The organism is Undibacterium sp. Xuan67W (genome assembly GCF_049340165.1).
GTDB lineage: Bacteria > Pseudomonadota > Gammaproteobacteria > Burkholderiales > Burkholderiaceae_D > Undibacterium.
Genome location: NZ_JBMPPN010000005.1, coordinates 24,831 through 50,342 on the forward strand (window position 1 = coordinate 24,831; position 25,512 = coordinate 50,342).

Sequence of the window (25,512 nt, forward strand, 5' to 3'; positions counted from 1 at the left end):
GGTTCACATATATAAACTTAGGAGGCAGCAATGCTAAAACGAAGCATGCAATTCATTGGCATTCTGCTTCTTGCGCTTATTTTCTTTATGATCGTGCTTGTTGCCACAACATGGGCGCCTGATCAGCCTCTTGCGAACTTAAAGCAAAAATGGGCTCCGGCACCCTCGGCTTTCATCAATCTCCATGGATTGAATGTACATATCCGGGATCAGGGTATCGCCTCCGACCCAGTGCCAATAATTTTAATCCATGGAACCTCATCCAGCCTTCATACCTGGGAAGGCTGGACAGATGTACTGAAGACGCAGCATCGGGTTATCAGCATGGACTTGCCTGGCTTTGGCTTAACCGGCCCCAATGTACAAGACGATTACAGCAATCAGGTGTATGTGCGTTTCATCATCGAACTGATGGATCAATTAGGAATAAAACGCTGTATCCTCGGTGGTAACTCACTCGGTGGTGAAATCGCATGGCAAGTTGCCGCCAGCAGGCCAGACCGGGTAGAAAAATTAATCCTGGTTGATGCTGCCGGTTATGCATTTATTCCAGAATCTATTCCGCTAGGATTCAGAATTGCCCGCACTCCGGTGTTGAATAAATTAGTGGAATTAACTTTACCGCGAGATATGATGGAAAAGAGCGTGCGTAATGTCTACGGCAATCCGGGTAAAGTAACAGCAGAACTGGTTGATCGATATATAGCAACCACGCTACGTGCGGGCAACCGGCATGCACTGGTCAGGCGTTTTTCGCAGTTAGATGCCGGGGCCGGATCTGATAAGATTAAATCCTTGCACCTACCCACATTGATCATCTGGGGTGCAAAAGACAAACTGATACCGGTTAAATATGCACAAGAATTTCATCGGGATATACCAGGGAGTCAGTTACAAATTTTTGACCAGCTGGGACATGTTCCGCAAGAAGAAGATCCTGCGGCAACGCTCAAAGTAGTGCAGGATTTCTTGCGCTAATTATAAATACGTCAGTATAAAATCAGATATACGAAGAACCGTCATCTGATCTCATATCCTAGCACTTAGATATCAGGCATATCTTCTGCAATTAAACTGATATTTGATTGATCATCAGCTTGTGTCTCAGAGCTTAGTGTCCAGGTTTCTGAAACGCGCTGGGTGTCGTCAATCAAATCCTGAGTCGCCCCCTCGCTCACCAGGTCGCGACTATCCATAGATTTTTTACCTGCATCAAAACTCGCCATCATCATCAGCTTGTATCCCTCAATCACATCCTGTGATACTCCCTCACCATTGAGATACTTAAGTCCCAGATTAAACTGCGCGCTGGACAAGCCTTGTCCGGCAGCTTTTGCATACCAAAATACCGCTTTCTTATCGTCATGAGGCACGCCATTGCCGTTTGCATACATCGTGCCCAAACGGTACTGGGCATGCGGGTTACCCTGATATGCAGCTTTTTTATAGGAGATCAGTGCTTGTTTCAGATCCTGCCGGACACCCTCGCCCAATGAATATAAAACGCCCAGATTCAGATATGCAACGGAGTAACCCTGTGCTGCCGCTTTTTGATACCAGTACGCAGCTTTTTGGGAGTCCTGAGGCAAGCCCAGAGCATTGCTATACATCAAACCCAAATTCGTTTGTGCACCTGCATGCCCGTTGTCCGCAGCCCTCTGGAACCAATGCATGGCTTGCTGATAATTTTGCTGAACGCTGTCACCATGAAAATACATCACTCCAAGCTTGGTCTGAGCATGTGCATCGCCCTTGTTTGCCAATTGCGTTAAGGTGATCAGATCTGGAGTTACCGAAGAATTTCCGCTATCGGAGATATGTAAGGGACCAATCATGCCGTCACCCAAGGCCGTAGTGAAGGTCGCTAAACCGACAAGAAATAACAATCCCTTTTTGACACGCCTCATTGTCGTCTCCCTCACTGAACTAGGACAAACCTGCGCATCTTGTCTATCCAAAATCCAAGACAGCGAAAACATGCAGGAATAGCACTTGACAGACCTATTGAAAGAACAAGCAATGTCAAGCAATTCTATACAGTAACAAAAGGATGTTTCATAACTATTTGGAAACGTAACGAATTGTAGGTAATTTGTTAGTTTTTCTGTTGACGTGTGTATTTACCAAAGCTCATCTCACAAGTGGAAACGCGTTCTGGCTATTCTCGGAACTCAGCCGGATCACCGTGTTTGCCAACAACTTCTCTATACGCATGCCAGGTTGCATGACCGACGACAGGCATAGCAACCAAAAATCCCAGGTTCCAGCTCATAAAACTCAGCACAACTAGACCGACAATTAAAAAAGACCAGAAGATTGTCGCAGGAACGTTCACAAACAATGCCACTGTGCTGATAATGATGGAGGTAATGGCGTCAGTATCTCGGTCCAGCATCAAAGGAATAGACACCCAAGTAATGGCAAATACGATACTGGCAAAAATAAAACCAATACAAGCGTAGACGGCAATAAATTCAAGGTTATTCAGGGAAAATAATTGTGACAAAAATCCGTGCATGGTTGGCATCCCTTTGTTATAAAACAAAGCAAAAAGCACCAGAGAAGCACGAGCCCAGACCATCATAATGATGGCCAATACCAGAGCAAGCACACCGATATTGTGCTCCATCGCCCTCGCATCGAAAAAACGCTTCCCAACAAACCTGATCTGGTACTTTCCAGACGTCTGCTGATATCGTACAAACCTAATGACAGTAAGGGCCCCGCCAGCAAAAATCCACAAGTCAATGCAGATAAATACTCTGGCGCCTTATTCAGCACAACTTTGAGCAAGGCCCCCATTAAGGTAAAACAAATCCCATAAAAAATACTGGCCCCACCTGATGCTCGAAAATCTCTCCAGCCTAGCATCAACCATAACAGAGGTCTCAACATACGGATCCGCCTTATTGGAGGAAAAGGGGATTCAGCATCAATGACAGACTTAATATCTGGTGGCGCGCTATCGGCTGACCTGCCTTGCATCTTCCCGCTCATATTGTCTCCTCAATATTTGAGATCATATAATTGAAGTTTAGTCGTTTTTGGGAATGAATCTCAACGGAAAAAATGAGGACAAACAATAGCAGCTGCTGCACGATGCACTACTTACAAAATTTTGTTTAGCAAGATGCATTATTTATTTAGATGTTTCCCAGGAAAACCTGTTGAAATCTAGCAGGACTATTCGTTAGCCACTCTGACAGTATTACGGCCTGCTTGCTTCGCTTCGTACAACATCGCGTCGGCACGTTGAAACCATATGGATGCAGTCTCGGCAGGCGTGATTTTTGCAACCCCGATTGATACGGTGAGAGTCAGATCTTTATATAATGAAGATGACGCAATTTTCAACCGCAACTCTTCGGCAAGAGCACTGGCTGTCGACAAATCGGTGCCAACGGCAATGATGACGAACTCCTCGCCACCATAGCGAAAAATTCCATCAGTAGTACGTAATCTGGTGCGGACTACGTCGCACAATTTTGTCAGTACATGATCACCTGCTGCGTGTCCGAACTGATCGTTAACCTTCTTAAAATGATCGATATCCAGCAATAGTAAACAAGATTCAGGACTGACCAACTCTGTATCCGAGAACTCTTCCAGAGCACGATCCAAAGCGCGGCGATTACCAACACCGGTCAGAAAATCTCGCTCGGCTTGCTGATTTAATTCATTATGCTGAATGCTGGTACGGTATGAAAAAATATAAGAAAAAAGATTAATCAGCACTAACGTAACCGCAATCGAGGACAAATCGAAAAGCGTCATTTGTCTGTTCAAAATCAACAGCAAGATAGACAGGGAAAAAGTATTGATCAGCAAAGCATGGTTTGCCTTCAACATAAAGAACGCAGCAATCATGGTTGGATATACCCAATACACAATCGCCGCACCTTTGAGGTAAATCGCTGCCAGCATACCCGCAGAATAGAACACAGTGACAATCAGGCTGGCGCTCTGTACGCGACCGGTTCGCCAGACAAAGACGAAAATCGCAACCATGCCGGTAACGATCGCAAGATCAACCGTCGCCAACATCCAGTTAGCCTGGAACAGGCGAATAATCCCAAACGGTAAGATGCTGGGAATACTCAGAGCACAAAGCATCAGGAGGATAAATTCTTCTTTTGACCGGTTCCGTTTTGTGACGGAAAAATCAAAATGTGAGGGGTCACTTGCGCGAGTTCTTTGCATCGTTCCAGCCTATTAAAAGGTCAGTCAGGTAACTCCGCAGATTTACTGACCAAGCTTATGTTCCGATGGTCGGGAGGAGTTTTGTTACTTTGATTATGGATGAAATTATGGGCTAATGCATCAATGCAATGACGCCATGCAGGCAGCAAGTCGCTAATTTCACAACGCCGTAACAATAACTTACATTGCCGCATGTCAATACCGACTGTGAATAAACCTTATAATGATGTGAATCAGCGTCATATCAGGATTATTTTTTCGTCTCGTCGTTTACGGAGTGAAGTTAATTTACCAACATAATTAAGAATATCCCGTCATTGATCAATCTATGTCGAACCATCTTGTTACACTGACCCACTACCATTCAGGCAAATAGGCACACCCTGAGGAAGCAGTCTTTATGTTTGTAGTTAAAAAGATCTATCGCTTCTATCTTATGCTATCGCTCACATTGCTGGCGAGTGTATCGGGTTCTCCGAGAGCTGCGACGCTACCTCTGCTGGTAGCGGAGACCCGAGATGAGCGCGGTGAAATGGCACCGATCCGGCCTGAAAATCAAAAACTTATCGACTACTTTGAGAAAGCGCTTGAACTTCAGTTTGAGATACGCCGCTATCCGCTTCCACGTCTGGTGGAAAATGTAAAAACGGGAGAAGGCATTGGTTTTGGGCTGTCCAAAAATAATGACCGCCTCAGCTCGATGCGTTTTTCCGATGCTGTCTTTACGGATTTTGTATGGGTCGTTGCAAGAAGCGACGCTACCATTCAATTTGATTCTCTACAAGACTTGCAAGGAAAATCTGTCGGCATCGTCAGAGGAATCCGCTACGGAGATGAGATTGATAACAAGCGGGGCAGTTTTTTTAAAGTAGAAGAAGATCAACCACAAACCAGCTCGCGACTAAAAAAATTACTGTCAGGTCGCATGGATGTTTTGCTTTTTAATTCGCGTACTGCCAATGCAAAAGAATTAGAAACTGAATTAAATCAATATATCAAAGATAAAAAAATCCGCAGTCCAGGACAAATCAATTACACCGTCAAAGTATTAAACAAACCTTTTTTGGCTGATGATATTCACTTCGTATCCAGCTTACAAAATAATCTCGATGTAATTGAGCGGATTAATTACGCGATCACCAAAGGACGCAAGTCGGGTGAACTTCCGGCACTGTTTAAACCGGCACGTTGAGCCTGCAAAGAATTACAACTGCTACCTGTTTTTCAGGCGCTATATCGCTCTATCGCATCATTGTTTCATCATCATTTTTCGTACTACGTCGTTAAACGCCGTCACTATTGCAGGATCAAACTGAATATGGATATTGGCATTGATCTCAGAGATCGCACTCAATAAACTTTTCTTGTAGGTGCGATCAGAACGCTCCGTCGTCACAGAACAAAACGTATCGATGATCGCCAGCATGCGCCCGCCTAGATGTATTTTTTCGCCCGCCAAACCATTGGGATAACCCGATCCGTCAAATTTTTCATGATGATCGAGCACCATGCGAGCCGCGTCATTCCAGCCACCAAAACGCAGCAATAACTGACTGCCTGTCACGACATGTTCCTGAATGAAACGCAGTTCTTCTTTTGACAATACACCTTCTTTATTAAAAATATTGTGGGGGATAAAACTCATTCCAACATCATGCATCAGCGAAGCTGCTTTTAATTGCTCCGTATCTAACGGGAAACCGAGTACCTCATTCAGTGACTCCATCAATTGCACAACCTGATCGCTGCGATTCTTGCGATAAATACTCAGATTATCGATTTGCAATGAGAGTTTTTGCATCAACTCCATATCTGGAGGAAGTTCCAGATGGATTTTGGGTGATTTCGCCGCACTGCCTTTAGCAGAAAGCTTCCCACCAAGAGCAGTAATCGCATCCTTGAATTGTTGCGGATCTAATTGATCGCCGCTGTTTTTTTGCAAGGCATCGCAAATATCGTAGAGTTTTTGCCGTCTGTTGTTATTGGCCTGACCAGTATTAATCAACTCTGTCAGCAGATCTTCAACTTCATCTGTTGCAATTAATAAAAACTCACCCAGCTCAGAAAAATACGATTCAGGGCGAGAACGAACGCGGGCGAAAATTTCTTCAATACGATGCAATAAACCTGTAAAGGGTGCGAGGCCAACCATCTGACAGTTCCCCTTGAGCGAATGCAAGGAGCGGAACAGGCGATGAATATAATCTGCTCCACCCTCATGATTCAGCGCCTTAACGCAAGTCTCTGCCTCTTCACAGCACTCTCGGGTACAGTCGACAAAGTCGTCGATAATGGTTCTTTCCATCGCCAAAAACTCTGGACAGCTGAATGTTGCAACATGTGCCGGTGCATTCATTTTCAAGCCCTTCAAGTAGTCTTATTAAATTATTACCTTGAATCAATATTTTTAAAAATTATAACGACTACTTAGAATATCAGGTAAATCTTTAAAGATCGCTTACCTGCGATGTAATTTATATGCTTCAGCAACTTTGGTACCGTTAATAACGTTAACGACAGACAACCCCGACATCGAAACAAAAAAACCTGAAGCAGATACTCGCTTCAGGTTTTTTTATATGGTTCGATTACTTCAGATAGCCTATTTTTTTCGCATCGGTGGTAAATCAGTACAGACACCTTTATACACTTCAGCCGCCATGCCTATCGATTCACCCAGGGTAGGATGTGGGTGGATGGTCTTGCCTATATCCACCGCATCCGCACCCATCTCGATGGCCAGGGCAATCTCACCTATCATGTCACCGGCATGCGTGCCGACGATACCGCCGCCGACAATGCGTTTGGTGTCAGCATCAAACAGCAACTTGGTGAAACCTTCATCACGGCCATTCGCCACTGCACGGCCAGAAGCTGCCCACGGGAAGTGACCTTTTTCGAGCTTGATACCCTTGGCCTTAGCTTCATCTTCCGTCATACCCGCCCATGCGACTTCAGGGTCGGTGTAAGCAACGGATGGAATCACGCTGGCATCGAAGTAGGCTTTTTCGCCGGCTGCAGCTTCTGCTGCCACATGGGCTTCATGCACGGCCTTATGTGCCAGCATGGGTTGGCCAACCAGGTCGCCAATCGCAAAGATATGCGGCACATTGGTGCGCATCTGCTTGTCAACATTGATGAAACCACGGTCAGTCACGGCCACGCCTGCCTTGTCGGCAGCAATTTTCTTGCCATTAGGACTGCGGCCCACTGCCACCAGCACCAGGTCATAGACTTGTGGAGCGGGTGCAGTTGCGCCAGCTTCGGCGGCTTCGAATGTCACCTTGATACCTTCTGGTAGGGCTTCAACGGCAACCGTTTTGGTTTTCAACATGATGTTGTCAAAACGTTTTTCATTGAATTTTTGCCAGACCTTGACCATGTCACGGTCTGCGCCCTGCATCAGACCATCCAGCATTTCAACGACATCAATGCGTGAACCCAGAGTTGAATACACGGTTGCCATTTCCAGGCCAATGATGCCACCACCGATGACCAGCATGCGTTTTGGTATCTGGCGCAATTCCAGCGCGCCTGTACTGTCAACGATGCGTGGATCAGCTGGTACGAAAGGCAGGTTCACGACAGAAGAACCCGCAGCGATAATCGCCTGCTTGAACTGCACGGTTTTCTTGCTACCATCCGCCGCTGTGACTTCAATATGATTAGGACTCAGGAACTGGCCCACACCCTGCACTACGTTGACCTTGCGTGCTTTTGCCATGCCATTGAGGCCGGTCGTCATTTTCTTGATGACGCTTTCCTTGTAGCCGCGCAGTTTGTCGATATCGATTTCCGGCTTGGCAAAGGTCACGCCATGTGCTGCCATGGATGCAGTTTCATCAATCACGGCGGCCACGTGCAGCAGTGCCTTGGATGGGATACAACCGACATTCAGACATACACCTCCGAGGGTGGAATAACGCTCGACCAGTACTGTATTCATGCCCAGATCAGCAGAACGGAAAGCGGCAGAATAACCGCCAGGACCAGCGCCCAATACCATCATGTCGCATTCAACATCGACCTTGCCGGTGTAACCGGACGCAACTGGCGCAGGGGCTGCTGGTGCAGTAGTCGCGGCGACCGGAGCAGACGCTGCTTGGCCTGCAGCTTCGACCAGCAACAGCAAACTGCCTTCAGCAACCTTGTCACCGACCTTGACCTTGATTTCTTTTACTGTACCGGCATGGCTGGATGGAATTTCCATACTGGCCTTGTCCGATTCGACGGTAATCAGCGACTGATCCACCTTGATGCTGTCGCCGACTTTGACCATGACTTCGATGACTTCAACTTCTTTGAAATCACCAATGTCTGGTACTTTGACTTCGACTATACCGACCGGCCCAGCAGTTGCTGCTGCGACAGGCGCGGCGGCAGCGGGAGCCTGAACTGGCGCAGGAGCAGCAGCAACTGCGGGAGCCGCTGGCACTGCACTTGCCGCCGCACCCTCAGCTTCGACCACCAGCAACAAACTACCTTCGGCAATCTTATCGCCCAGTTTGACTTTCAATTCCTTGATGACACCCGCATGGCTGGATGGAATTTCCATGCTGGCCTTGTCAGATTCGACCGTCACCAGTGATTGATCAACCTTGATGGTGTCACCCACCTTGACCAGCAATTCAATGACTTCAACTTCCTTGAAATCACCGATATCGGGTACTTTGACTTCGATAGTGCTCATAGTCTGGTCTCCGTTCACAGCAGGGTTTTACGCAGATCAGCCAGGACATCAGCCAGATAAGCGGTGAACTTGGCAGCCATAGCACCATCAATGACGCGGTGATCATACGACAGCGACAAAGGCAGCATCAGGCGTGGCTGGAATTGCTTGCCATCCCAGACTGGTTTGATACTGGATTTGGACAAGCCCAGGATCGCCACTTCAGGCGCATTGATGATAGGCGTGAACGCAGTACCACCAATACCACCGAGTGAAGATATGGTGAAGGTTGCGCCCTGCATATCAGCAGGTTTCAGTTTGCCATCGCGTGCCTGGGCAGATAACTCGCCCATTTCAACAGCGATTTGCGACAGAGTTTTCTGATCTGCGTTTTTAACGACAGGCACCACAAGGCCGTTAGGCGTATCTGCTGCAAAGCCGACGTTGTAATACTGCTTCAGGATCAGGTTTTCGCCTGTCGCATCAAGCGAAGAATTAAATGCCGGGAATTTTTTAAGCGCAGCAACACTGGCTTTGATGACGAAGGCCAGCATGGTCAACTTGACGCCGGATTTAACCAGGGCTTCGTTCGAAGACTTACGGAATTCTTCGAGGTCGCTGATATCGGCTTCATCAAATTGCGTGACATGCGGGATCATGACCCAGTTGCGATGCAGATTCGGGCCGCTGAGTTTTTTGATGCGTGACAAAGGCGATGTCGTGGTCGCGCCAAACTTGCTGAAATCCAGCGATGGCCATGGCAATACATCGAGACCAACGCCACTGCCATTTTTTGCCGGAGCAGAAACCGCAGCAACAGCTGTACTGCCCGCCATGATGCCCTTGACGAAGTTTTGTACGTCTTCTTGTGTGATACGGCCTTTTTGACCAGAACCGGCAACACGGTTCAGATCGACACCCAGTTCACGTGCAAATTTGCGTATCGATGGTGAGGCGTGCGCTTTGCCTGCGCTTGCTGTTGCTACAGGTGCAGGTGCAACTGGTGCTGCTGCGACTGGAGCAGGTGCAGGTGCGGGGGCCGCTGGTGAAGGCGTTGCCGCTACTGGCGCGGGAGCTGCTACCGTAGCAGCCGCAGGTAATGGTGCCGCCGCTGCATTTGCTGCAGCATCAACCACGACCAGCAAAGAACCTTCAGCAACCTTGTCGCCGACCTTGACTTTAATTTCTGTGACTACACCGGCATGGCTGGATGGAATTTCCATACTGGCTTTATCTGATTCTACGGTGATCAGTGACTGATCAACCTTGATGATGTCGCCGACTTTGACCATCAGCTCAATGACTTCAACTTCCTTGAAATCACCAATATCCGGTACTTTGACTTCTACGCTACTCATAGTTTTCTCCATTGTCGCCCTGCGCTATCACAGGGCGGTTGGGGTGAAGCCAGGTTTATGCTCTGTCTTCACGCTCATCCTGCCCCTCTCTAAAAATGAAAGTGGCAGGAAATGTTAGTGGGTGTCAGACGTAAAATTACACAGTAACCGGATTTGGTTTATCTGCATTGATACCGTATTTGGCAATTGCCTGCGCCACCACGGATGCGGACAAGGCACCTTCATCAGCCAGTGTCTTCAAGGCAGCGATGACCACGAAGTAACGGTTGACTTCAAAGAACTCACGCAGTTTGGCGCGGGAATCAGAACGACCAAAACCATCTGTACCCAACACTTTATAGCTGCGGTTTTTAGGTATGAAGGCACGTACCTGTTCAGCAAAGGTGCGCATATAGTCGGTTGCGACGACGATAGGGCCCGTCGTATCTTTCAGGCATTGAGCGATGTAAGGCACGCGTGGTTCTGCAGTCGGGTGCAGCATATTCCAGCGATCAGCATCTTGGCCATCACGCGCCAGCAAGGTAAACGACGGCGCAGACCATACATCGGCAGCAATGCCCCAGTCATTTTGCAGCAGTTCAGCACCAGCGATCACTTCACGCAGGATAGTGCCTGAGCCCATCAGTTGCACGCGATGCTTGGTGGTCTGTTCAGCTTTTTGTAACTGATACAGGCCCTTGATGATGCCTTCTTCCTGGCCAGCTTTCAAACCTGGGTGGCTATAGTTTTCATTCATCAGAGTGATGTAATAGAACACGTCTTCCTGGTTGGTGACCATACGGCGCAAACCGTCGTGCATGATGACAGCCACTTCATGTGCAAAGGTTGGGTCATACGGGACGCAGTTAGGGATGGTGGAGGCCAATACATGGCTATGACCATCTTCATGCTGCAAGCCTTCGCCATTCAGTGTGGTACGACCGGCTGTACCGCCCAGCAGGAAACCACGTGCACGCATATCGCCGGCCGCCCATGCCAGATCGCCGATACGCTGCAAACCGAACATCGAGTAATAGGTATAGAACGGGATCATGACGCGGTTATTAGTCGAGTACGAAGTCGCCGCAGCGATCCATGAGCTCATACCACCGGCTTCATTGATACCCTCTTGCAAGATCTGACCAGCTTTATCTTCGCGGTAATACATGACCTGGTCTTTATCGACCGGTTCATACAACTGCCCTACCTGACTGAAAATACCGATCTGACGGAACAGACCTTCCATACCAAAGGTACGGGATTCATCGACCATGATAGGTACTACGCGCTGACCCAGGCTGCCGTCGCGCAGTAAAGCTGTCAGGATACGTACGTACGCAGCCGTCGTCGAAATTTCACGGCCTTCGGCCGTTGGTTCCAACATTGCCTGGAAAGCGGTCAGTTCAGGCACCACCAGTGCTTCGTCGGCTTTTTGACGGCGCTGTGGCAGATAGCCGCCCAGTTCTTTGCGACGCGCATGCAGGTACTGCATTTCTGGCGTGTCGTCAGCCGGTTTGAAGAAAGGAATATTCGGCAGTTCAGCATCAGCAATCGGCAACTGGAAGCGGTCACGCATGGCCTTGATGGCTTCATCGTCAAGCTTCTTGGTATTGTGTGCGGTATTGCGTGCTTCGCCAGATTTACCGAAACCAAAGCCCTTAATACTTTTCGCCAGGATGACGGTAGGCTGGCCTTTGTTTTCCTGGGCAACTTTGAATGCGGCATAAATCTTGTGTGGGTCATGACCACCACGGGTCAGACGCCAGATATCGTCATCCGACATTTTGCTGACCATTTCCAGCAATTTTGGATGTTTACCAAAGAAGTTGGCGCGTACATAGGCACCATCCTTGGCTTTGTAGTTCTGGTATTCGCCATCAACGGTTTCCATCATCACTTTTTGCAGGATGCCGTCTTTATCTTTCGCCAGCAATTCATCCCAGCCGCTGCCCCAGATCACTTTGACGACGTTCCAGCCTGCGCCACGGAAATCAGATTCCAGTTCCTGGATGATCTTGCCATTGCCACGTACCGGGCCGTCCAGTCGTTGCAGGTTACAGTTGACGACGATGACCAGATTGTCCAGTTGTTCGCGACCAGCCATGCCGATTGCGCCCATGGATTCCGGTTCATCCATCTCACCATCACCGCAGAAAGCCCAGACTTTGCGCTTCTCTGTGTCGGCAATGCCGCGTGCATGCAGATACTTCAGGAAACGTGCCTGATAGATAGCCATTAGCGGGCCCAGGCCCATGGATACGGTAGGGAATTGCCAGAAGTCTGGCATCAGTTTCGGATGTGGGTAAGAAGACAGCCCCTTTCCATCGACTTCTCGGCGGAAATGCAGCAACTGGTCTTCAGTCAGACGACCTTCGAGGAAAGCGCGTGCATAGATACCAGGAGAAGAATGACCTTGAATATAGAGCAAGTCACCACCGTGATCTTCCGTCGGCGCATGCCAGAAATGGTTGAAACCTATTCCCAGCATATTTGCCAGCGAGGCAAAACTGGACAAGTGACCACCAAGGTCGCCATCAACGCGGTTAGCCTTCACCACCATTGCCATCGCATTCCAGCGCATCATGGAACGCAGTTTTTCTTCAATTTCGAGATTACCCGGGCAATGTTCACCCATATCTGCCGGGATCGTATTCACATATGCGGTATTGCTGGAAAACGGAATATGGGCACCGCGACGACGCGCCAGATCTACCATGCGCTCCATCAGATAATGGGCACGTTCCGGCCCTTCGTTTTCGATCACCGATTCAAGGGCATCCAGCCACTCGTTAGTTTCCATCACATCGGGATCATTGACGGCTTGCGCCAGAACTTGGTCTATCTGGGGTGACATAACACGGTCTCCTGTTAATGCGCTTTCGAAGCGAAGCGCGGTGGCGAATCGACAAATTAGTGCTTGTATCTACATCATATTAATTGTGTGCGAAGGCATTCTAACAGGACTTTTTAATTTTTCAAATAGCGATATATGATTTCATAATGTGATATTTTGTGTGCGGCGCAACATTTCAATATCGAGCAGGCTCAACACGATAATCGTCTTCACTCATAGGAGAAGCGCGGCACAATGCGTCAGGGGGAGTGAATGAAAGTCTATTGGCGGGATTACTCTGTAAAAGTAGCGTAGAGATACTGAAAAGTTCACCAGGCTCATCGAGCTTAATGCTCTCATGGAATTCAGCGCACATTTGATCAGCGCGGAGCTACGAAAAAATAAAGCCAGCGCACCGCATACAAAAAAACTCCGGTGAAGCCAATTCACCATTAGCTTCACCGGAGTTTTTTAGGGAGTTTATTAAATAAGATTCAACAGAACTAAAGGACTCAGCTCACTTTGCCTTCCTCGCCTTTAAAAATACCGGGCCCCAGATAGGATGTCCAATTTCGCTAGGTAATAAATCAAAGTTGGGATCTAGTTTTAAGGCACGCTCAAATTGCTGACGGCATAGTTGAGCCCGCGACGTGACGCAATAGGAGAATGCCATCGTTTTTAAGGCGCTTAACTGGATGATTTTATTATGTCCACTCCATATCTCTGTGCCGCTCAACTTCTTAATCGCGCCGTTGTAATCGCCGTCGTTATATAAACTTAAGCCCTCTTTTAAGGCAACGGCGTCGTAATTACTGACGGGCGGAGTCGTTACAGGGGCTTCCGCCGGGACAGCCACCGGTTGCGGTGCAGCTTTGACTTCTTTTTGCTTAACGACTGGCTTGGGTGGTAGTGGCGCTGTTATTTTTTGCAAACTCTCGCAGCCGGACATCATGATCACAACCGAAAGCAGGCAAAGCTGACTGAATTTAAAAATACTGTTCATGTGGATCAAACTTATTTGTTAACGAACTCATGGTCGATATTACCGGCGACATCTTTCTTGACCTCGACATCGGTGACAAAATCAGGGAATCCCGGATTCGTTACTCGTATTTTATGCTTCCCCAAGGAAAGATTTAAATGTTTTAAAGGCGGACTAGCTCCAGCTTGTACGCCGTCGACAAAAACCGTACCCCAAGGCTTGATCGCAAGTTTGATGTTAGCTTTACGGATCGCTTTTTCTTCGGATGCGATGGCAAGCGGCTTCGGTTGCGCGGCAAGCTTATTTAATTCAACCAGCTTTATTCTGGCAGCGTCAGCGAATTGTCCATCTGGATATTGCTGTAAAAATGCGGCGATCGTTTTTGGCGCAAGTTCAGTATCGTTCTCTAATTTTGACCATGCGAGTTGCTCCTGACTCGGCTCGGGTACGCTTGCTGCTGGCTTTGGCAGAGAGCTTGTATTGGCGATGCCAGTGCTGGCTGGCGAAATTGGCTGCTGCCGATCAGAGACGGGCAATCGCGCTTTTGAGGCATCTGGGCGTGCAGAAAAATAAATACCAACACCCGCCAGTATCAGCACGAGCAAAGCAAGCGCTAAGATCTGAGGTTTGAGTATCAAACGCTGATTGCCATCTACCTGAGCTGACGATGACAGCGATGTGGCAGAGGTAACAGCCGAGGTGGCGGCTACCGTATAGGGCGCATTTTTGATACGGGCGATTCTCGCCACCTCATCATCCACATCGACACCGGCGCGCCTCGACTGTGCATTGCGGGAGGTATCAAGCTCGCCGATACCAAGCGACTGACGAAATTCATCTACGCTCTGCGGCCGGTCTTGTGGTTGTATCGCCAGGCTGCGGTCAACCGCCATCAGAAATTGTTCTGTAAATCCTGACGAAATTCGTCCCTGCAACGGCGCCAGAGTATCCTTGATGACACGTGCGACCGAAATCGGCGGCGAGCTTTTGACAATCGTAAAATAAATGACTGCGGCCAAAGCATAGATATCTGTCCATGGCCCCTGCTCCATTTCACAGTCGTCAGAATATTGCTCTACCGGCGCATAACCGGGTTTTAAAATCACCGTAATTCCCTGTGTCATATCGCCGATAATCTGGCGCGCAGAACCAAAATCAAGCAATACCGCATCACCATTTTTTTGCACAATGATGTTATCCGGCGAGATATCTCTGTGCAGGATTTTGGCGCGATATAAGGTATCCAGCGCCTCTAGAATTTGCTTGATCATCGCCTTAAGCCAGTCTTCGGTGATGACTTCTGGCCTGGTATTAACGATATCCTTGAGCGTCTGCCCATCGTAATAACGCATGACCATGTAGGCTGTTTTATTCTCTTCCCAAAACCGGTACACGTGCACCAGCGACGGGTGATCAAACTGCGCCAGCAAACGCGCTTCGTTAATAAAGCTTTTCAGACCGGCGTCGAAAGTCTTTTTATAACGCTCGGCACGTACAACAACACTTGCATCCGATGTGCGTCCTGCCAGAGCGCCAGGCATGTATTCTTTGATTGCAACGGTACGTTGCAAAGAATGATCAAATGCCAGATAGACGATACCAAAACCACCCTCACCCAGAACACCGGTAACCTCAAAATCATTCAGCCGCGTACCGATGGCGAGACAGTTCTCCCCGGGAGCATGCGCCGATGCTGCAGTAGAGGTGCCGTCTGGGAGTATTTTTTCTGTGTTCAAAACTTATCCGAAAGAATTCTAGGTTTTACTTTGTACTTTATTTAGTCTGACTGTTCAGGACGCCAGTCTGTATCCACTGGGCCAGCGATATCTTCATTCTCATCCCGGACAATGATAGCAAAAGCAGAGAAATTATCTCTGTCAGCACGACTTGCCATGTTGTGCTGACCGGCAATATCCGCCATCGCAGTCAACCATGCGTCTGCATTGCCGGCGAACGTCAGTACTTGCTCCATCTCGTTTTCAAGTATCCATTCCCACAAACCGTCACTGCAAAGCAAAAAGGCATCGCCATGCTGCAATAAAGTTGCCTCCAGAGTAACTTCTGGATGGCTATCGCCCTCGGCACCGATCGCTGCAAATAATACGCTACGCTGAGGATGCTGGCGCAGAACCTCATATTCAGCGTACCCGGCATCAACCAAGCGTTGTGCATGGCTATGGTCTTTAGACACTGCGATGATTTTGCCATCTCTGAACAAATAGATGCGTGTATCGCCAAGATGCGCCCATAAAGCACAATGATTACTCTGGTCAATGAGTAAGGCCGCAACAGTAGCGCTCATTTGCTGCTGCCGGGCATTGTCTAACTTACGCTGTGCGACCTGATATATCGCCCAATCCACATAAGAACGCAAAGCTCGTGCACTGAAGGAAGCTTCTTGTAAAAATTTTTCGACGATACTGCCCGTGACCAGATGCGCGGCTAACTCACCGCCAGCATGACCACCAGTCCCATCGGCGAGCACAAAGCAGGCGAGATCATCTTCAATAGCACTGGCAAGTGCATCCTGATTAGTCTGCCTGTCACCGATACCGGTAATTTGAGCAATGTCGAGACGCATTGGGGAGTCAATTCATCAGGCGAGATTGGTATCTTGTTTAGCACGCTCGACTTCATTTTCATACGCAAGCAAGAAATCCTTACCAAACAAAGATTGAAATTCGTCTTTGGATTCCAGCGAGATTGTATCGAATACGTCAACAAACTGATCCCACATCATCGCCTTGCGACGAGCCGGATTAAGCGCATCAAAGAATCCGGGCACACCGGCGCGCCTCTCAAAACCAGTTGGTTCGAGTTTATGCATCAAGGCATCCATCGCTGCCTTCATACCCGCCACGACACCCATCTGATGTGCATGCAAATCAAGATAGGCATCTTCCATCGCCTCATCGGGCGCCATAAAACCGGGCATCTTTTTACGCAACATCTGAGTTAATACAGTGTCACTGTCGGGGAAAAACTTGAGGGGATTATTTTTCCGCAATACCACCATCGTGAGTTCAGCATTGACTTCGCGCTTCACTAAGGCGCGCTGGGAAATTAAGTCCATCGTGCCTTTCACCGAGGTTGCCATCAGCTTGCCCATGGTTTCCATCAATTCGGGCGTCAGTCCCGATGACAGGTTCAGATCAGGAAGACCGGCGCCTTTTAAAAATGCTTGTAGCAAATCGCTAGCGTCAGCAGGCGCTCTGGATATCTCGGAACCTTTAACCGCTGCTTGTGGCTCAATGGTCGCTATGCTTGCCGCTACAGGAGTTGCCGCCTTATCTGAGGCGACGACCGGACTGAACGCTGCCATGGGGTTAGCGACTTTCGGCTGTTCGCTGGTTTCGGGCCGCAATAAAAACTGCGGTGGCTGGACCTGTCTGTTACTGGCTGTCGCCTGAAGTTTCGGCGTCGGCATCGCTAAAGCAGGACGTGCGGGGTTTTTTTGATCAACAAGCGTGTTGCTTTGTTCTGTGCCGGTAGTTTGAATCTGCGTCTGTGGATCGACCACGCTACCCTCTTCATCTGCCGCACAGACACGGAGCAGGTACAAACCAATATGAATCTGATCACCGGCATGGATATCATAAGCACGCTCGGCATCAATTTCTTTGCCATTGATCTGAACAGGATTAGCGAGACTCAGGTTGATCAACTGATGACGCGTACCGTCGCTCCATACTTTTGCCTGAGAACGAGATACAAAATGCTTAGGATCAGGCAATACGAAAAAATTATCGTCGCTCCGTCCTATGGTCGCTTGATCCGCACCAAACGTAGCAGACAGTGGCTGCGCGGGGATTTCATCATTGTAAGAAACGACAGCAATTTTAATCATTGTTTTATCCAAAAACGACGCAGGGGCAGCAGCAAATCAGATCACAGCCATCATCAAAACGGGCGGCACATCATTTCTTTACCATTGCGACTAAATTATCTCTCTGTTTTCTCCTACAAAGCAGATCTGCATGACAGTGGCGATGATTGATTTTGCAGCAGAAGCAGATAAGCTTTCTTTACAGCATCAGACTGGCACACCACCCGGCGAGAATATTGCCTGAGAGTACGGCAGCTTACCTGATTCTCGGCAAATCAGCGACAGGCTTAAGTCCATAAATGCGAATCACGCGTTGGTTTTACGACAATTCGGGCAAGTCGGATAAAACACCACGCCAAGACGATGACTCAGTGAGCGCAAATAAGTATCAATAATGCAGGCAGTATTGCAAGCAGCCCCAATTCAGCGATGCGAGACCAATCGATATTGCAGGGAAGTTCTACCTAAGCCGTAGTCATTCTTTTTTAAGCGACTTATCATATCTCTCTTGACCCGAACCTAAACTCGGTTTACTGAACTTCTGGTAACACTTAGTATCAGACTCAGGCTTAAAAAACGTACGCTATGATGATATAGTGAGATTGTGTTTTATTAAAATGTTATCTTTCATGTGAGGATTGGATGAGTGATCCAACATCAGGCGATCCAGTGTCGTTTGAACCGACAGGTAGTTTTCAATATCAGGAACTAATCAAGTCCCGCCTGGGGCAGCCGATCGCACCCGAATTGTCCCTCGCCGATGCGGAAAAATTAGCCAAGTCACCGGGCAACAGACTGATCGCCGGCAGAAACGCATTGGGCTGGACTATAGAACAGGTGGCATCACAACTAAGGCTGGCGCCTCGTCAGATACGCGCACTTGAGACTGAAGACTATGCCAGCTTGCCCGAGCCGGCCATCGTCAAAGGCTTTGTCCGCGCTTACGCTAAATTGCTCAAACTCGACCCGACGCCATTGCTTGCCTTGCTGACCGCAGATCTCGCCCAAAACACCACCAGCACATCAAACCCTCGTAGCACAAGATCTCGGCGCTCCTCCACCTCATCTGGCCAGAGCAAATCGCCGTCAATATCGTTGAAGGTTCTGCTATTCGTATCCGCCTGCGGATTACTGGCTCTTGCCTGGTTTGCGTTTAAGCAATACCGGCACTGAATCAGGCGCAGAATAGATTTGCCCGCCGGGCATTTTATCTGGTGGCGATGACGGCATTAATGCCGGAGATAACTATACTCCCCCCATCGACATATAAAATATGCCCTATTCCACGCGCGTTATATAGGCGACAAAAATATACTTATCCCTAGTATTTAATTCTTTACATCTACTATCTGCATCTATTTAGTCAATAATGAGGTACAGATAAGCGACGAGACGACTGGCAATCAGGCATTACGTCACCACCGATACGGCTCCCGCGCGATAGAACGTCAAGTCAATCCATCTCCGCCTTCACTTAATCAAGTATTGTTCCGCCGCGACGCATCGCATAATTTATAATCTCGCCTTGATCTTCTTTTGCAAAGCCCATCATGACAGCCCACATCATTAGCGGAACCCAGCTCTCCCAACAAATTCGCACCGAAGTCACACAACGCGCAGCCGTATTGACTGCGCAAGGTAAACAACCCGGTCTGGCAGTGATTCTGGTCGGAGAAAATCCGGCATCCCAAGTGTATGTGCGCAACAAAGTGAAGGCCTGTGAGGACTGCGGATTTTATTCCGTACTGGAAAAATACGATGCCGATTTGAGTGAGGTGGCTTTACTCGCGCACATCGACCGCCTGAACAACGATAGCAAGATCAACGGAATTTTGGTGCAACTCCCTCTGCCAGCGCATATTGACGCAAATAAAGTTATCGAAGCGATCGCCGCCGACAAAGACGTCGATGGTTTTCATATCAGCAATGCTGGTTTGCTGATGACCGGTCAGCCATTGTTCCGCCCTTGCACACCATATGGTGTCATGAAAATGCTGGAGTCCATCGATTATCCGGTACGCGGCGCGAATGCCGTCGTCGTCGGCGCATCGAATATTGTTGGTAAACCACAGGCGATGCTGCTCTTGCAAGCGGGCGCTACCGTCACCATCTGTAACTCCAAGACCCGCGATCTGGGCGCACATACACGCAATGCGGACATTCTCGTGGTGGCAACCGGCAAACGCAATATTGTGACTGCCGACATGGTTAAGCCAGGCGCCGTCGTACTCGATGTCGGCATGAACCGCGACGATGAAGGCAAATTATGCGGTGACGTCGATTATGCCAACGTCAAAGAAGTGGCAGGCTACATCACTCCGGTACCGGGCGGCGTCGGACCGATGACGATCACGATGTTGCTAGTCAATACAATCGAAGCTGCCGAACGTATTTAATCGTACTTAATTGTATTTAATCGCATGCAACCGACGGCAATCTCCGGACCCGTTTGATTTTATGAAAGTAAACAGATGACTCAACAAAATCCCCTGCTCGACTTTAGCGATTTACCGCAATTTGCAGCAATCAGACCAGAACATGTCAGCCCCGCAATTGCCAGTTTGCTAGAAGAGAACCGTGCGGTCGTCGCTGCTCTGGAAGCTCCTGCGGCGCGGGTCACCTGGGAGAATTTTGTTGAACCACTGGAAAACGCGACCGAAAAACTCGGACGCGCATGGGGTATCGTCGGTCATTTGAATGCTGTCGTCGACACGCCGGAATTACGCGCTGCCTACAATGAAAATCAGCCATTGCTGACCGAATTCTGGACATCTCTCGGCCAGAATCTTGCGCTGTTCGATAAATACAAAACGCTGCAAGCCAGTCCAGTGTTCAACCAGTTTTCACAAGCCAGAAAAACGATCATCAATAATGCCATCCGCGATTTCCGCCTGGGCGGCGCAGAGCTGTCTGATGACAAAAAAATCCGCTATGCCGAGATACAGGAAAAACAAGCGGCTTTATCCACCAGATTCTCCGAAAACGTACTCGATGCGACCAATGATTATGGACTGTTCGTTGATGACATCGCCGAATTAAAAGGCTTGCCAGAAGACGTCTTGCAAGCGGCCAGATCAGCAGCAGAAAAAGACGACAAGACGGGATATAAATTTACCCTGCACTTCCCCTCGTATTTTCCGGTACTGCAATATGCGGACAATCGTAAATTGCGTGAAAAAATCTATTACGCGAATGCGACGAAAGCGTCGGAATTAGGCAGCAATCCTGAATGGGATAACACCGCTATCATCTCTGAATTATTAGCGCTGCGCCAGGAAGAAGCCAGCCTGCTCGGTTATCAGAATTTTGCTGAGGTTTCGCTCGTCGCTAAGATGGCGGACACACCGGCACAAGTCAGCGCCTTCCTGCTTGATCTGGCGAACCGGGCCCGTCCGTTCGCCGAAAAAGATCTGGCAGAACTGCGCCAGTTTGCCAGAGAGCAGCTGGGCATCGCAGAGCTACAAGCGTGGGATACTACTTATGCTTCAGAAAAATTGCGTGAACAGCGTTATGCATTTTCCGAACAAGAGTTAAAGCAGTATTTTGCTGAGCCGCAGGTCATCGCAGGCTTATTTAATGTGATCCAGACTTTGTTCGCAGTCAACATCAAGTCAGACAGCGCACCGGTCTGGCATCCGGATGCCAAATTTTATCGCATAGAAAAAGACGGCAAGCTGGTGGGCCAATTCTATCTCGACCTGTATGCACGCAATGGCAAACGCGGTGGTGCATGGATGGATGATGTACGTGGTCGCCGTCTCACGGCATATGGCATCCAGACTCCGGTTGCCTATCTGACCTGCAATTTCAATGAGCCGGTGACTGTTGACGGCATCACCAAGCCCGCCTTGTTCACACATGATGACGTGATCACCTTGTTCCATGAGTTTGGTCATGGCTTGCATCATTTATTGACGCAGGTCGATGAATTATCAGTCTCCGGTATCTCTGGCGTCGAGTGGGATGCGGTCGAATTGCCATCGCAATTTATGGAGAATTTTTGCTGGGAATGGGATGTGTTGCAAGGCATGACGGCGCATGCCGAGACCGGTGCGCCGCTGCCACGCGATCTATACGACAAAATGATCGCTGCCAAGAACTTCCAGTCGGGTATGCAAACCCTGCGTCAGGTTGAATTTTCTCTATTTGACATGCGCCTGCATGATGAAGTCGGCACCGGTAGCCAACATGACGTGCAGGCAATTCTGAATACGGTGCGGGAACAGGTATCCGTATTTACACCACCGGATTTCAGCCGTGTTCAGCATTCTTTCGGGCATATTTTTGCTGGTGGTTATGCTGCGGGTTATTTCAGCTATAAGTGGGCTGAAGTGTTGTCGGCCGATGCTTATGCAGCGTTTGAAGAGGCAAGCAAGGCAGAAGGCAGTACACTATCGCGTAGCGTAGGGCAAAAATTCCAGGCGGAAGTATTAGAAGTCGGTGGCTCACGCCCGGCATTGGAATCCTTCAAGGCCTTCCGTGGCCGTGAACCTACGGTAGATGCTTTATTACGCCATCACGGTATGGCAGCCTGATTTTTGGAGAAACAGATGAAACGTCAATCAATCAATCCCGCACTGAAAGTAAGCTTTTTACTCATCAGCCTGCTGATGGCAGCGAGCGCACAGGCACAATTGTATAAATGGGTAGGCCCTGACGGCAAAGTCACCTATAGCGACGTCCCACCGCCCTCCTCGATAAAACAAGTTCAATCCAAGTCTTATGATGGCGGCAGCCCTGCGAGCAATTTACCACCAGAGCTGGCGGCAGCCGTCGCAAAAAATCCGGTCACCTTATACACCGCCGCCAATTGCACACCTTGCAATGAGGGACGGGTCTTCCTGAAAGGTAATGGCATTCCTTTTTCCGAGAAAACTATCAAGACGCCAGAAGATGCCGACAAATTGAAACAAGTCAGCGGTGACACGCAACTACCTTTACTTGTGATTAGCAACGTCAAATTCCGCGGCCTGGATACTAGCGAATGGCGCGCGGCATTAAGCAAGGCAGGCTATCCGGAGACCGATCAGCTGCCTAAAGATTATCGTTACGCCGCTGCAGAATCTGCTGCGCCTGCACCGGCACCTGCCGCAAAAAACGACACCGCCGAAGACAATGCAACGCCTAATAGAAAAAAACGTAAAGCACCGCCACCACCGCCTGCCAGCGCTGAATCTGGTTTCCGGTTCTGACATTTCACGTCATAGTGAATGAAATTTTCAGTCACACGAAAAAACAATACAAAGAGCGATATCACTGTAGTCTGGAACTGAACTTCAATCCTCCTCAATCATGTTCAATGACACCCAATGAGACCCAATGACACGCATCGACTTTCATAGCAATGTGCCGGACAAGCTCAATTACACCTGTCGCCTGATCCGCAAGGCCAGAGCGGCACAATGTAAGATTGTAGTGTTTGACAGCAACAAGGCGCAGCTTGAGGCATTAAATAATGCACTCTGGACGTTTTCAGAAGCCGATTTTTTGCCTCATGTTATGGCTGGTGACCATCTGGCTGAGCAGACGCCGGTTATTCTCACGCACGACGATACGGTGCCACTACCGCATCACGATATTTTAATTAATCTGACGGATGTATCACCTGCGCATTTTGATCAATTTGAGCGCATGATAGAAATCATCGCCATCGACGAAAATGCGAAACTGGCAGGCCGGGAACGCTATCGCTTTTATCAGCAGCAGGGGCATACCTTGTCTCACACTACCGCCAAAACTACGTAAATCATCCTCATTATGAGTAATCAAATCGATGCAAGCATCCCCGTCCTTACTGAAATTATTCAACCGGGCAATGAGTTTGATCTGACACAAAATAGCGCTGCAGTGATAGCGACGGCGGCATCTGATCAAATGTCGCAACAAAGTATCAGTGAAGACGAATGGCAAAAACTGGAACAGACCTTACGGGAAAACGTACTGCGCCAGGTATTAGCACGCGTGGACTTCGTCTTGGAACACCGCGTCAGAGATAGCCTGGCCGATGTTTTGCAAACCGCTGTTGAAGGTCTTGCACTGGACATCCGCGGTGGTTTACACAAAACCATAGAGGAGGTCATTACCCGTGCAGTCACGCAAGAAATCACCAAAGCAAAAATTTCGAAATAAGTCATTAAATCTTTTATTTTTTTGTTTTAACAACACGTTTTAAATATTTTCTTCTAAAAATAAAAATATCCCGCCAGCTATTGAATACATTAACATTCAATAACTTTCTACAATCTCGCTATCGCACAATAGGAGATTCGCCCCATGAAGGTTATCGTTTTAGGCGCAGGTATCATCGGCACCGCATCTGCCTGGTTTTTAAAAAAAGAAGGACACGACGTCACCGTAATCGAACGCCAACCTGGTGCGGCACAAGAAACGAGCTTCGCCAATGGCTGCCAGATATCGGTATCGCATGCGGAACCCTGGGCTAATCCGTCAGCACCACTGAAAGTATTAAAATGGTTGGGCAAAGAGGACGCGCCCTTGCTATTTCGTCCGCGTGCCGAATGGCTGCAATGGATATGGGGACTGAGCTTTTTGCGCGAGTGCACGCCAGCCCGTACGGCAGACAATATCCGCCAGATCGTCGCCATTTCAGAATATAGCCGCCAGACCTTGCAGGCTGTGCGCAAAGAAACAGGGATCGATTACGATTGCCTGACCAAAGGTATTCTACATTTTTATACTGAACAAAAAGAGTTCGACGACTCTCTTCCCGCCGCCAAGCTGATGCGCGACCTTGGCTGCCCGCGCGACTCCATCAGTGCTGACGAAGTTGTCCGCATAGAGCCGGCATTAGCATGTATCCGTGACAAAATCGTCGGCGGCGACTATACCGAAACTGACGAATCCGGCGACGTATATAAATTTACCAGCGGCTTAGCCACCAAAGCAGCGGAGGCTGGAGTCGACTTTCAATACAATACCAGCGTCACACGATTGCTGACCGAAGGTAGCGGTGCCGGTGCCAAAGTAGTCGGGGTCGAAGTCATTGATGCCGCTGGCCGCCACAAGGTATTGCGGGCAGATGCCTTCGTCATGGCGATGGGCAGTTTTTCACAGCCCTTACTCAAACCGCTAGGTATCAATCTGATGGTTTATCCGGGCAAAGGCTACTCAGCGACCTATGCGATTACCAACCCCGACGAGGCCCCCACGATCTCCCTGACTGACGATGGCTACAAATTGGTGGTTTCTCGCCTGGGTGACCGCCTGCGCGTGGCTGGAACCTGTGAGGTCAACGGCTACGGACGCGATTTAAATACGGCCCGCTGTGAAGCAATTACCCGTCGCACCCGCGAACTATTTCCAAACGCCTGTGACTACGACAACCCAACCTACTGGACAGGCTTGCGTCCGCTGACACCATCCAACGTACCTTATATTGGCAAAACCAAATTCAGTAATTTATTTCTCAATACCGGTCACGGCACTCTTGGTTGGACTATGGGAGCAGGCTCGGGACGCGCGATTGCCGATATCGTCTCGGGCAAGATTCCTGACGTTGAATTCGCATTCACCGGCATGGACAAGCGTCATCCAGGTGGCATGTTGGTACCCGTCTGAACAACGGAAAAATTTCAAAACAACTTCGTTGAAAAAACTCACCACAATTCATTTTTTCAGATGCCGGGCATGAACTCCTAGTCTGAA

The 25,512-nt window shown here is 48.9% G+C and carries 19 protein-coding genes and 1 pseudogene; 9 read left to right on the plus strand and 11 right to left on the minus strand.

What is annotated here, in order from left to right; translation table 11 throughout:
- Positions 1 to 30 precede the first annotated feature (30 nt).
- On the plus strand, positions 31 to 978 hold the full coding sequence (locus ACO0LE_RS06030) for an alpha/beta fold hydrolase (protein WP_422959522.1): 948 nt from the start codon (positions 31 to 33) through the stop codon (positions 976 to 978).
- A gap of 65 nt (positions 979 to 1,043) precedes the next feature.
- Here ACO0LE_RS06030 and ACO0LE_RS06035 read toward each other — a convergent pair whose 3' ends face one another.
- The 3 genes and pseudogenes from ACO0LE_RS06035 to ACO0LE_RS06045 all read right to left on the minus strand — a co-directional run bounded on the left by ACO0LE_RS06035 (position 1,044) and on the right by ACO0LE_RS06045 (position 4,200).
- Positions 1,044 to 1,907, minus strand: a complete 864-nt coding sequence (locus ACO0LE_RS06035; RefSeq protein ID WP_422959523.1) for a tetratricopeptide repeat protein — start codon at positions 1,905 to 1,907, stop codon at positions 1,044 to 1,046.
- A 251-nt stretch (positions 1,908 to 2,158) separates the two neighbouring features.
- Positions 2,159 to 2,997 (minus strand): annotated as a pseudogene (locus ACO0LE_RS06040) (DUF2189 domain-containing protein).
- A 186-nt stretch (positions 2,998 to 3,183) separates the two neighbouring features.
- A complete protein-coding gene (locus ACO0LE_RS06045) occupies positions 3,184 to 4,200 on the minus strand; it encodes a GGDEF domain-containing protein (protein ID WP_422959524.1) in 1,017 nt (338 codons plus the stop codon).
- 400 nt (positions 4,201 to 4,600) lie between these two features.
- On the opposite strand from ACO0LE_RS06045, the gene ACO0LE_RS06050 reads away from it, so the two are divergent.
- Positions 4,601 to 5,392 (plus strand): substrate-binding periplasmic protein, encoded by a 792-nt coding sequence (locus ACO0LE_RS06050; RefSeq protein ID WP_422959525.1) that lies wholly within the window; start codon positions 4,601 to 4,603, stop codon positions 5,390 to 5,392.
- Between the two features lie 57 nt (positions 5,393 to 5,449).
- On the opposite strand, the gene ACO0LE_RS06055 is transcribed toward ACO0LE_RS06050, so the two are convergent.
- The 8 genes from ACO0LE_RS06055 to tagH form a co-directional block, all read right to left on the minus strand.
- The gene (locus tag ACO0LE_RS06055) at positions 5,450 to 6,571 is read right to left on the minus strand and encodes an HD domain-containing phosphohydrolase (RefSeq protein WP_422959526.1); all 1,122 of its coding nucleotides are present in this window, start codon (positions 6,569 to 6,571) and stop codon (positions 5,450 to 5,452) included.
- Between the two features lie 231 nt (positions 6,572 to 6,802).
- Positions 6,803 to 8,890 carry a dihydrolipoyl dehydrogenase gene (lpdA, locus tag ACO0LE_RS06060; RefSeq protein WP_422959527.1) on the minus strand — a complete coding sequence of 696 codons (2,088 nt, stop codon included), beginning with the start codon at positions 8,888 to 8,890 and terminating at the stop codon, positions 6,803 to 6,805.
- 14 nt (positions 8,891 to 8,904) lie between these two features.
- A complete protein-coding gene (gene aceF / locus ACO0LE_RS06065; RefSeq protein WP_422959528.1) occupies positions 8,905 to 10,227 on the minus strand; it encodes a dihydrolipoyllysine-residue acetyltransferase in 1,323 nt (440 codons plus the stop codon).
- A 136-nt stretch (positions 10,228 to 10,363) separates the two neighbouring features.
- Entirely contained in the window at positions 10,364 to 13,060 is a 2,697-nt protein-coding gene (gene aceE, locus ACO0LE_RS06070) for a pyruvate dehydrogenase (acetyl-transferring), homodimeric type (RefSeq protein ID WP_422959529.1), read from the minus strand.
- Positions 13,061 to 13,556: 496 nt separating this feature from the next.
- Positions 13,557 to 14,042, minus strand: a complete 486-nt coding sequence (locus tag ACO0LE_RS06075; RefSeq protein ID WP_422959530.1) for a TssQ family T6SS-associated lipoprotein — start codon at positions 14,040 to 14,042, stop codon at positions 13,557 to 13,559.
- A gap of 11 nt (positions 14,043 to 14,053) precedes the next feature.
- Positions 14,054 to 15,757, minus strand: coding sequence for a protein kinase domain-containing protein (locus tag ACO0LE_RS06080; protein ID WP_422959531.1), 1,704 nt, complete (start codon positions 15,755 to 15,757; stop codon positions 14,054 to 14,056).
- Positions 15,758 to 15,798: 41 nt separating this feature from the next.
- Positions 15,799 to 16,602, minus strand: a complete 804-nt coding sequence (locus ACO0LE_RS06085) for a PP2C family protein-serine/threonine phosphatase (protein ID WP_422959532.1) — start codon at positions 16,600 to 16,602, stop codon at positions 15,799 to 15,801.
- A gap of 15 nt (positions 16,603 to 16,617) precedes the next feature.
- A complete protein-coding gene (tagH, locus tag ACO0LE_RS06090) occupies positions 16,618 to 17,868 on the minus strand; it encodes a type VI secretion system-associated FHA domain protein TagH (protein ID WP_422959533.1) in 1,251 nt (416 codons plus the stop codon).
- Between the two features lie 621 nt (positions 17,869 to 18,489).
- On the opposite strand from tagH, the gene ACO0LE_RS06095 reads away from it, so the two are divergent.
- The 7 genes from ACO0LE_RS06095 to ACO0LE_RS06125 all read left to right on the plus strand — a co-directional run bounded on the left by ACO0LE_RS06095 (position 18,490) and on the right by ACO0LE_RS06125 (position 25,425).
- Positions 18,490 to 19,020: a helix-turn-helix domain-containing protein gene (locus ACO0LE_RS06095; RefSeq protein ID WP_422959534.1), complete on the plus strand. Its 531-nt coding sequence runs from the start codon at positions 18,490 to 18,492 to the stop codon at positions 19,018 to 19,020.
- A 377-nt stretch (positions 19,021 to 19,397) separates the two neighbouring features.
- A complete protein-coding gene (gene folD / locus ACO0LE_RS06100) occupies positions 19,398 to 20,243 on the plus strand; it encodes a bifunctional methylenetetrahydrofolate dehydrogenase/methenyltetrahydrofolate cyclohydrolase FolD (protein ID WP_422959535.1) in 846 nt (281 codons plus the stop codon).
- A gap of 75 nt (positions 20,244 to 20,318) precedes the next feature.
- Positions 20,319 to 22,382 (plus strand): M3 family metallopeptidase, encoded by a 2,064-nt coding sequence (locus ACO0LE_RS06105; protein WP_422959536.1) that lies wholly within the window; start codon positions 20,319 to 20,321, stop codon positions 22,380 to 22,382.
- Between the two features lie 15 nt (positions 22,383 to 22,397).
- The gene (locus ACO0LE_RS06110; protein ID WP_422959537.1) at positions 22,398 to 23,039 is read left to right on the plus strand and encodes a glutaredoxin family protein; all 642 of its coding nucleotides are present in this window, start codon (positions 22,398 to 22,400) and stop codon (positions 23,037 to 23,039) included.
- Positions 23,040 to 23,166: 127 nt separating this feature from the next.
- On the plus strand, positions 23,167 to 23,592 hold the full coding sequence (locus ACO0LE_RS06115; protein ID WP_422959538.1) for a DNA polymerase III subunit chi: 426 nt from the start codon (positions 23,167 to 23,169) through the stop codon (positions 23,590 to 23,592).
- Positions 23,593 to 23,604: 12 nt separating this feature from the next.
- Positions 23,605 to 23,976 carry a hypothetical protein gene (locus ACO0LE_RS06120; RefSeq protein ID WP_422959539.1) on the plus strand — a complete coding sequence of 124 codons (372 nt, stop codon included), beginning with the start codon at positions 23,605 to 23,607 and terminating at the stop codon, positions 23,974 to 23,976.
- Between the two features lie 144 nt (positions 23,977 to 24,120).
- Entirely contained in the window at positions 24,121 to 25,425 is a 1,305-nt protein-coding gene (locus tag ACO0LE_RS06125) for a D-amino acid dehydrogenase (protein ID WP_422959540.1), read from the plus strand.
- The last annotated feature ends 87 nt before the right edge of the window (positions 25,426 to 25,512 follow it).

What these genes read in the sequence shown, in the direction of transcription:
- ACO0LE_RS06030 (WP_422959522.1), top strand. Translation starts at nt 31, where the DNA reads ATGCTAAAACGAAGCATGCAATTCATTGGCATTCTGCTTCTTGCGCTT.
- ACO0LE_RS06035 (WP_422959523.1), bottom strand. Translation starts at nt 1,907, where the DNA reads ATGAGGCGTGTCAAAAAGGGATTGTTATTTCTTGTCGGTTTAGCGACC.
- ACO0LE_RS06045 (WP_422959524.1), bottom strand. Translation starts at nt 4,200, where the DNA reads ATGCAAAGAACTCGCGCAAGTGACCCCTCACATTTTGATTTTTCCGTC.
- ACO0LE_RS06050 (WP_422959525.1), top strand. Translation starts at nt 4,601, where the DNA reads ATGTTTGTAGTTAAAAAGATCTATCGCTTCTATCTTATGCTATCGCTC.
- lpdA (WP_422959527.1), bottom strand. Translation starts at nt 8,890, where the DNA reads ATGAGCACTATCGAAGTCAAAGTACCCGATATCGGTGATTTCAAGGAA.
- aceF (WP_422959528.1), bottom strand. Translation starts at nt 10,227, where the DNA reads ATGAGTAGCGTAGAAGTCAAAGTACCGGATATTGGTGATTTCAAGGAA.
- aceE (WP_422959529.1), bottom strand. Translation starts at nt 13,060, where the DNA reads ATGTCACCCCAGATAGACCAAGTTCTGGCGCAAGCCGTCAATGATCCC.
- ACO0LE_RS06075 (WP_422959530.1), bottom strand. Translation starts at nt 14,042, where the DNA reads ATGAACAGTATTTTTAAATTCAGTCAGCTTTGCCTGCTTTCGGTTGTG.
- ACO0LE_RS06085 (WP_422959532.1), bottom strand. Translation starts at nt 16,602, where the DNA reads ATGCGTCTCGACATTGCTCAAATTACCGGTATCGGTGACAGGCAGACT.
- tagH (WP_422959533.1), bottom strand. Translation starts at nt 17,868, where the DNA reads ATGATTAAAATTGCTGTCGTTTCTTACAATGATGAAATCCCCGCGCAG.
- ACO0LE_RS06095 (WP_422959534.1), top strand. Translation starts at nt 18,490, where the DNA reads ATGAGTGATCCAACATCAGGCGATCCAGTGTCGTTTGAACCGACAGGT.
- folD (WP_422959535.1), top strand. Translation starts at nt 19,398, where the DNA reads ATGACAGCCCACATCATTAGCGGAACCCAGCTCTCCCAACAAATTCGC.
- ACO0LE_RS06105 (WP_422959536.1), top strand. Translation starts at nt 20,319, where the DNA reads ATGACTCAACAAAATCCCCTGCTCGACTTTAGCGATTTACCGCAATTT.
- ACO0LE_RS06110 (WP_422959537.1), top strand. Translation starts at nt 22,398, where the DNA reads ATGAAACGTCAATCAATCAATCCCGCACTGAAAGTAAGCTTTTTACTC.
- ACO0LE_RS06115 (WP_422959538.1), top strand. Translation starts at nt 23,167, where the DNA reads ATGACACGCATCGACTTTCATAGCAATGTGCCGGACAAGCTCAATTAC.
- ACO0LE_RS06120 (WP_422959539.1), top strand. Translation starts at nt 23,605, where the DNA reads ATGAGTAATCAAATCGATGCAAGCATCCCCGTCCTTACTGAAATTATT.
- ACO0LE_RS06125 (WP_422959540.1), top strand. Translation starts at nt 24,121, where the DNA reads ATGAAGGTTATCGTTTTAGGCGCAGGTATCATCGGCACCGCATCTGCC.